Genomic DNA, 7,610 nt, shown 5'->3' with positions numbered 1-7,610 from the left:
CGGTGACGCGGCGTATCCGGTCCGCCCAGCCGTGTGCCACGGCGCCCGGCGCGGGGTCGGCCCCCGGGCCGAACAGCACACCCGAGCCGGTGGCCGTGAGCTCGCCGAGCCGGGTGCCGTCGGCGAGGCGGAACCCCGGCGCGACCCGGCCGAGCATCGGATGTGCGTCGCCGAGGTCGAGGCGCAGGCCCGCGCCGGAGGTCCGCAGGTAGACGTAGCCCGCGCCGTCGCGGGGTGGTGAGCAGGTCGCGCACCACCGACGGGAGGGCGCGGCCTGCGGGCCGGGCCGCATGAGCGCCACCTGGGCTCGGCTCGCGCCGGCGTGCCCGGGAGACCACCGCGCCCCGTGCCGGTGGGTGACCCGGGTCACGATCGCTGGAGTGTGCCGCGACGGCCGACGGTGCCATGGGGCCCAAGCACCGGGGACGGTCCCCGGCTCCGTGAGGAGGCACCGATGACCCACGCACCGACGACCCGGACACCCGCCCGCACCCGCATCACCCTCGAGGACTTCTTCGCCGACCCGGAGTTCGCCGGGCCGTCGCTGTCGCCGGACGGGACGCGCATCGCCTACCTGGCCTCGCACCGCGGACGGCGCAACCTCTGGGTCCGGGGCGTCGACGAGACCCACGCCGACGCCGTCCCGGTCACCCACGACACCCGCCGCGGGATCTCCCGCTACCACTGGACCGGCGACCCGCGCTGGATGCTCTACGAGCAGGACACCGACGGCAACGAGGACTGGCACCTGTACCGGGTCGACCTCGACGCCCCCGGGGAGCCCGCCGTCGACCTCACGCCGATGGCGCCGGGCTCGCGGGTGTTCGGGGTCGAGCCCGCGCACGAGCGCCCCGGCACCGTGCTGGTCTGGATGAACCCCGACCCGATGTCGCTCGACATGTTCCGGGTCGACCTCGCGACCGGCGAGACCACCCTGGAGCTGGCCCAGCCCGGGTTGCGCGAGACCTGGCTGACCGACCGCGAGGGGCGCCCGGCGTTCCACTCGGTCATGACCGAGGCCGGCGACTACGAATTCTCCGCGGTCGACCCCGACGGCGGGCGACGGCTGCTGCTCACCGTCGGCGGCCCGGAGCACCCGGTCGGCGTGTACCCGCAGATGGTCACCCCCGACGGCACCGGTCTGCTCCTGGGGCTCCATCAGGACTCCGACGACCTGCGGCTGGTCCGGATCGACCGGGAGACCGGCGAGCAGACCGTGATGTCCGCGGTGGACGGGAGGAGCCTGGACACGCTGGGGATGCTCGGCCCCGGCCTGCCGCAGACGCTGCTCACCGACCGCGCCACCGGCGAGGTCGTCGCCGCCCGGTACGTGGGGGACCGGCCGCACCTGGAGATCCTCGACCCGGAGTTCGCGCCGGTGTTCGAGGCCCTGTCCGCACTGTCCGACGGCGTACTGGAGTCGGTCTCCTCCGACGAGTCCGGGCTGCTCTGGATCGCCGGGTACACCCACGACCGCGAGCCGGGCGTGTACCGGCTCTACGACCATGCCACGGGGGAGAGCCGGGAGCTGTTCCGCGGTCACCCGCACCTCGACCCGGCCGACCTCGCACCGATGGACGCGGTGTCGTTCACCGCCCGCGACGGCCTCCCGCTGCACGGCTTCCTGACCCTGCCCGTCGGCACGACTCGGCAGGACACCGAGCGCCTGCCCCTGGTCCTGGTCGTGCACGGCGGGCCGTGGGCGCACGACGCCTGGGGCTACGACCCCGAGGTCCAGTTCCTGGCGAACCGCGGGTACGCCGTGCTGCAGGTCAACTTCCGGGGCTCCACCGGCTACGGCCGCCGCCACCTCACCGCCGCGATCGGTGAGCTCGCGGGCGCGATGCACGACGACCTGATCGACGCCTGCGACTGGGCCGTCGGGCAGGGCTGGGCCGACCCGGACCGGATCGGCATCTACGGCGGCTCCTACGGCGGGTACGCCGCGCTGGTCGGCGTGACCGCCACCCCGGACCGCTTCGCCGCCGCCGTCGACTACGTCGGCATCTCCGACCTGGCCAACTTCATGCGGACCCTGCCCGACTTCGTCCGGCCGTACCAGGTCAACGCCTGGTACCGCTACGCGGGCGACCCGGACGTGCCGGAGCAGGCGGCCGACCTCGCGGCCCGCTCGCCGATCACGATGGTCGACCGGATCCGCACGCCGCTGCTGGTCGCCCAGGGCGCCAACGACGCCCGGGTCGTGCAGGCCGAGTCGGACAACATCGTGGCCTCGCTGCGCGAGCGCGGGGTGCCGGTGGAGTACCTGCTGGCCACCGACGAGGGGCACGGCTTCGCCAACCCGGAGAACCGGATCCGGCTGTTCCGGGCGATGGAGCGCCACTTCGCCGAGCACCTCGGCGGCTCCGCCTGAGCCCGTCGTTTCGCCGCACCGCCCCGGGGTAGGCCTCCGGGGACAGGGTGTCGAGCGACACGTCGGTGCACGCCGGCGGAACGGAGTGGACGTGGCGAAGCAGGTGGCAGCGGTCTGGGTGCCGGTGACCGACATGAAGCGGGCGACCGCGTTCTACCGGGACGTCCTCGGCCTGGCCGTGACGATGGAGAGCGACGACTGGACCGAGCTCGATGCCGGCGGCCTCACCATCGGGCTCAACGGCCGGGAGACCGCGGAGACCGCCGACCACGGCGGTGCCGTGATCAGCTTCCACCCGGAGACGTCCATCGAGCAGGCCCTCGACGACCTGGAGCAGCGCGGCGGCCACGTCCAGGGCGCCATCAGCGAGCACTCCTGGGGCCGGATCTTCCCGTTCCGCGACACCGAGGGCAACGACCTGCAGTTCTACACGCCGCCGGCGAGCTGACCCGGCCGCTCACGCCGCCAGGTCGGCCTCCAGCGCCTCGGTGAGCAGCGCGACCAGGGCCTCGCGCTGTACGTCGGCCGACGACCCGGACACGTCGTCGGCGCCGTCGAGCGCCGCCGCCGCGAGGCCGGCCTTGGAGTCGATCAGGTCGGCGATCCGGGCGTCGATCGTCTGGGCGGCGAGGATCCGCCACGCGGTCACCGGTTCGGACTGTCCGATCCGGTGGCTGCGGTCGATCGCCTGGGTCTGCTCGGCCGCGGTCCAGGACAGCTCCGCGAGCACGATGTTCGAGGCGACCTGCAGGTTCAGCCCGACCCCCGCCGCGGTCAGCGAGCACACCGCCACCGCGACGCCCGGGTCGTTCACGAACGCGTCGATGTTGCGCTGGCGCACCGACGGCGTCTGGTCGCCGCGGATCGAGGAGTACCGCACGCCCTGCTTGGCGAAGGTCTGCTCGGCGGCGTCCATGACGTCGACGTGCTTGGCGAAGAACACGACCTTGCCCGCGCTGCGCGCGATCTGCACCGCGTAGTCCGCCGCCAGCCCGGCCTTGGCCCGGCCGAGGCGGCGCATCATCGTGAACACGTTGTCCCCGGAGCCCGCCTCCGCGGCGTCCTTCTGCTCCCAGCCCGCGACGTCGCGGACCAGGCCGTGGTCGATGCCCTCGACCGTCGGGCCGGACCGGCGGGCGGCGAGCGCGGCGGTGTAACGGGCGACCATCCGCCGGGCCAGCGCCTTCTCGGCGGCCCGGATGGACCGGCCGGTCGGGCCGTCGATCTCGACGGGCAGGTCGGCGATGCGCCGGGCGGGGATGTCCGCGGCGACGTCGATCTTGCGACGGCGCACGATGCCCATGTCGACGACGCACTGGCGGGCGGCGCGCTCGAACAGCCCGTCGGCCGGGGTCATGCCGGTCGCGGTCAGCGCGTCGAGCAGCTGGGCGCGCGGCTTGGTCGCGTCGATCCAGCCGAGGAACTGCCAGATGGCCAGGAAGTCCTCGACGTCGTTGATCAGCGGGGTGCCGGTCAGCGCCATCAGCAGCGGCCGCGGGATGAACGACCGGATCTTCTCGGCGATCTCCAGGACGTGCTTGGACCGCTGCGAGGTGCGGTTCTTGATGAAGTGCGCCTCGTCGACGACCATCCCGCGGAACCCGAAGTCGCCCAGCCAGCCGATGTGCCGGTCGAGCACCTCGTAGTTGACGACGACGATGTCGGCGAAGCCGTCGACGGAGTCGCCGTTGCCCTGGATCGCGGTCGCGGCCCGGCGCGGCGCCCACAGCGCGGCCTCGCGCACCCAGTTGGTCTTCACCACGTTCGGCACGACGACCAGCAGCGGATAGGCGTTCGCGGCCTCCGCCGCGCGCAGTGCCTGCGCGGTCTTGCCCAGGCCGGGCTCGTCGGCGAGCAGGAAGGTGCGGTGCCCGTTCTCCGCGGCGGCGACGAGCTCCGCCTGGTGCGGCATCAGCTCCCGCCCGCCGGGGACGGGACTGGTCGAGGGTTCGGGCAGCTCCATGCAGGCCGGCGCACCCGCCCCGGCGCGCTCGAAGGAGCGCAGCAGCGGGCCGAGCAGCTCCCAGCCGGTCAGCGGCGTCGGGCGCGGGCCGCTCGGCGGCGCGGCGGAGAAGTCGGGGGCGAGGAACGGGTTGGCCATCTGCCGGGCCACCACGGACTGCGGCACGACCTGCGGCTTCGCCGGGACGAGCGGGACCTCGACGGGCTCCGGTTCCGGCTCGGGCTCGTCGACCTCGATCCCGGCCGACCGCAGCATCTCCCGCTTGAGCGCGCGTGCCGAGTCGGAGACGACGGCGTCGTCGGCGAGCAGCGCCAGCAGGCCCGCGTCGCGGACCGCGTCCATCGCCAGTGCCTTCGCGATCTCGTCGAGACGCTGCAGGGTCTCGGCCCGCTTCGCGTCGTCGTGGCGGTCGCGGACGCGGGCCCGTTCGTCGCGCAGCAGCAGCGCCACCGTCTGGAACTTGGTGCGGGTGGCCGGGGTGACCCGGCCGGTCCGCAGGGCGGTCCGCACCTCGCGTGCGGCCCCGGTCAGCACCGACATCACGTCGTTGCCGCGCGTGCGGCGACGTCGCTGGGGGGTGCTCTGGCGAGCCCCGGTCCGGGGCCTGCCTCCTCGCGCCACGTACTGCTCCTGTCGACGTCCTGCGGCGCCGGTCCGTGGCCGCGTCCCGTGGGGGCCGCGGCCGGACGTGCTCGACATGACGAAGGGCCGGATGGCCCCTCCGCACCACGAACCGGCCGGTGGGGGATCGCAGTCACGGAGGTCGGCGGTCCGGCTGCGGGAAGCGCCACAGGCCGTCGACGGTGTCCGGGACCCGCCGTACGACCCGGCCGTGGAACACCCGGGACGGTCGGCAGATCTGATCCGGGTCCCACCCTACCCCGCGCGGGCCCGTACGGCGCGTGACACACCGGTGGCGGACGACACCACCGCCGCTACCGGTCCGGGCCGACCGGTCCCTCGATGCGGAACAGCCGTCGCGCGTTGCCCTCGGTGAACAGGTCGCGGTCAGCGGCGGCGAACCCGTCGAGGAACCCCGCGACCTCCGCCCGTGACGGGTGCTGGAAGGGGTGGTCGGTGGAGAACAGCAGCCGGTCGGGCGTCGTCACCGCCAGCGCGTGCCGCAGGTGCGCGGGGTCGAGCATCCCCGAGCAGGTGAGCACGATGTTCTCGCGCACGTACTCGGGTACCGAGCGCTCCAGCCCGGCGACCCGGGCGACGCCGTTCGCGCGGTCGGCCCAGTAGGGCAGCAGCTCGCCCCAGTGTCCGAGTACGACGGTCAGGCCGGGGTACCGGTCGAAGGTGCCGCGGGCGATCAGGCGCAGCACCGCGACGGCGGCCTCCACGTGCCAGCCCCACCCGAACGTCGCGAGCGCCAGGTCGGTGGTGTCGCCGAACCCGGAGTAGGACGCGTCGCGCACGGCGGGCGGCGGGACCTGCGGGTGCACGAACACCGGCAGCGCGCGTGCCGCGGCGACGGCGAACAGGTCGTCGAGGCGGGGGTCGTCGAGCAGGATGTCGCCGCTGCGGCCGTAGACCATCGCCCCGACCAGGCCCCGGTCGGCGGCGCGTTCCAGCTCGGCCGCGACCGCCGACGGGTGCGCGGTGGGCAGGGTCGCCATCGCACGCAGGCGCCGCGGGTGGTCGGCGACGGCCGCGGCGGCGGTGTCGTTGAGCTCGCGGGACAGCGCGACCGCGTCCGCCGGGTCCAGCGGTCCGGTCGACGGCGGGGCGACCGAGAGCACCTGCAGGTCGACGCCCTGGGCGTCCATCGCGGCGAGCCGGCCCGCGCCGAGGTCGTGCAGCTGCGCGAGGTGGTCGCCGATGTCGTTGAGGGCCGTGCTCGGGTCCCGACGGTGCGCCGGCAGGGCGGCCAGCGCCGCGTCCAGCGCGGGGGAGGTCCAGTGCTCCTCGACGGCGATGATCGACATGCGATGCTCCCGTCCTGCCCGTCGCGGGACGCGACCACGGCCCGCACCGATGCTGCCGGCCCGGTCCCGGGTCAGCCGCGCAGGATCCGCGGGATCGCCTGCCGCACCGCGGCGAGGTCGGTGAGGACCTCGACGGCGCCTGCCGCGGTCAGCTCGTCGACACCCGCTCCGCCGGTGCGCACCGCGTAGGCGGGGTGCCCGGCGGCAGCGGCGGCGCGCACGTCCCACTCGGAGTCGCCCAGGACGAACGCGGTCGACCCGGCGACCCGGCGCACCGCCGCCCTGACCAGATCCGGGTCGGGCTTGGTGCGGCGCGCGTCGGGCCGGGTGAGGCAGGCGTCGGCGAGGGTGCGTCCGTCGAACAGGTCCAGGTAGGCCTCGACGTGCTCGGGATCGCCCGAGCTGGCCAGCACCACCTTCATCCCGAACCCGTCGCGCAGGTCGACGAGCAGTTCCGCCGCCTCGGGCAGGGCGACGACCTCGCCGAGCAGCGGGTCGAACTCCTCCTTCCAGGCGGCGCGGGCGTCGTCGCCGTGGGTGTCCTCGAACCCCTGACCGGCGACGGCGGGGACCAGCTGGTCCCCGCCCATCCCGACCGCACGGTGCAGCCGCCACAGCGGCACCGTGACGTCGAACCGGCGCAGGGCGCGGGACCAGGCGATGGTGTGGTGGTAGTTGGTGTCGACGAGCGTGCCGTCGACGTCGATCACCGCGGTGTCGGGGGTCGTCATCCGCGCGGGGTACCCACGCGCCCGGCGTCCACGCGGCGCCGGCCGGTGAGGTCGGACTCCGCGCGCCGCGCGGGTGTGGTCCGGCGCCCGGCGGGTACCCCGTGCGACACCGAGGACGGGATGTGCGCAGATGCCGCAGGTACGGGTGAAGGCCGTCGGCACCGACGCGGCCACGACCGACCGGGTCGTCCTGCTGGAGGAGACGTCCGGGTCGGGGCGGATCGTCGTCGTCGCGGTGGGGGAGGCCGAGGCGCTGGCCGCGGCGGCCGCGCTGGAGGGGGTGCAGAGCGCCCGCCCCGGTACCCACCGCCTGATCGGCGCCGTGCTGCGCGCCGCGGGCCGCCGCCTGGTCCGGGTCCGCGTGCACACCCTGCGCGACGCGGTGTTCCACGCCGAGCTCGACCTCGACGACGGCACCCGCGTCGACTCGCGCACCAGCGACGCGGTGGTGCTGGCGCTGCTGCTCGGCGCCGACATCGTCGTCGCCGACGCGGTGCTGACCGTGGCTGGGGTCGACCCGTCGACGGTCGTGGTCGAGGGGCTGGGCAGCGGCTCCGGCCAGCTGGAGGCGTTCCGCCGGTTCCTCGACACCGCCACGCCCGACGACTTCG

6 protein-coding genes and 1 pseudogene are annotated in these 7,610 nt (G+C 74.7%); 3 read left to right on the top strand and 4 right to left on the bottom strand.

The features are described 5' to 3' along the window. Window positions 1–292: pseudogene (locus tag GTW08_RS04355) on the bottom strand (FAD-dependent oxidoreductase); the annotation flags it as partial. Window positions 293–454: 162 nt separating this feature from the next. Between GTW08_RS04355 and GTW08_RS04350 the strand changes: the two are divergent. Both GTW08_RS04350 and GTW08_RS04345 read left to right on the top strand, forming a co-directional pair. Then, window positions 455–2,374 (top strand): S9 family peptidase, encoded by a 1,920-nt coding sequence (locus tag GTW08_RS04350; RefSeq protein WP_073575097.1) that lies wholly within the window; start codon window positions 455–457, stop codon window positions 2,372–2,374. A 91-nt stretch (window positions 2,375–2,465) separates the two neighbouring features. Next, a complete protein-coding gene (locus tag GTW08_RS04345; RefSeq protein WP_139282757.1) occupies window positions 2,466–2,822 on the top strand; it encodes a VOC family protein in 357 nt (118 codons plus the stop codon). A 9-nt stretch (window positions 2,823–2,831) separates the two neighbouring features. Here the strand turns inward: GTW08_RS04345 and GTW08_RS04340 are convergent, their stop codons facing one another. From GTW08_RS04340 to GTW08_RS04330, 3 genes are all read right to left on the bottom strand, one after another. Then, the gene (locus GTW08_RS04340) at window positions 2,832–4,877 is read right to left on the bottom strand and encodes a DEAD/DEAH box helicase (RefSeq protein ID WP_202416385.1); all 2,046 of its coding nucleotides are present in this window, start codon (window positions 4,875–4,877) and stop codon (window positions 2,832–2,834) included. Window positions 4,878–5,272: 395 nt separating this feature from the next. Beyond that, window positions 5,273–6,268, bottom strand: coding sequence for an amidohydrolase family protein (locus GTW08_RS04335; protein WP_073575095.1), 996 nt, complete (start codon window positions 6,266–6,268; stop codon window positions 5,273–5,275). 71 nt (window positions 6,269–6,339) lie between these two features. Then, complete coding sequence (locus GTW08_RS04330; RefSeq protein WP_073575094.1) at window positions 6,340–6,999, bottom strand: HAD family hydrolase; 660 nt, start codon at window positions 6,997–6,999, stop codon at window positions 6,340–6,342. A 130-nt stretch (window positions 7,000–7,129) separates the two neighbouring features. Here GTW08_RS04330 and GTW08_RS04325 point away from each other — a divergent pair. Next, on the top strand, window positions 7,130–7,610 hold a 481-nt coding region (locus tag GTW08_RS04325), incomplete at its 3' end, for a bifunctional nuclease domain-containing protein (RefSeq protein ID WP_161151444.1).

Origin of the sequence: Pseudonocardia sp. SID8383 (assembly GCF_009864975.1) — a bacterium.
GTDB lineage: Bacteria > Actinomycetota > Actinomycetes > Mycobacteriales > Pseudonocardiaceae > Pseudonocardia > Pseudonocardia alni.
Note: the sequence above shows the minus strand (reverse complement) of the source record. Positions and strands in the feature narration are given on the sequence as shown.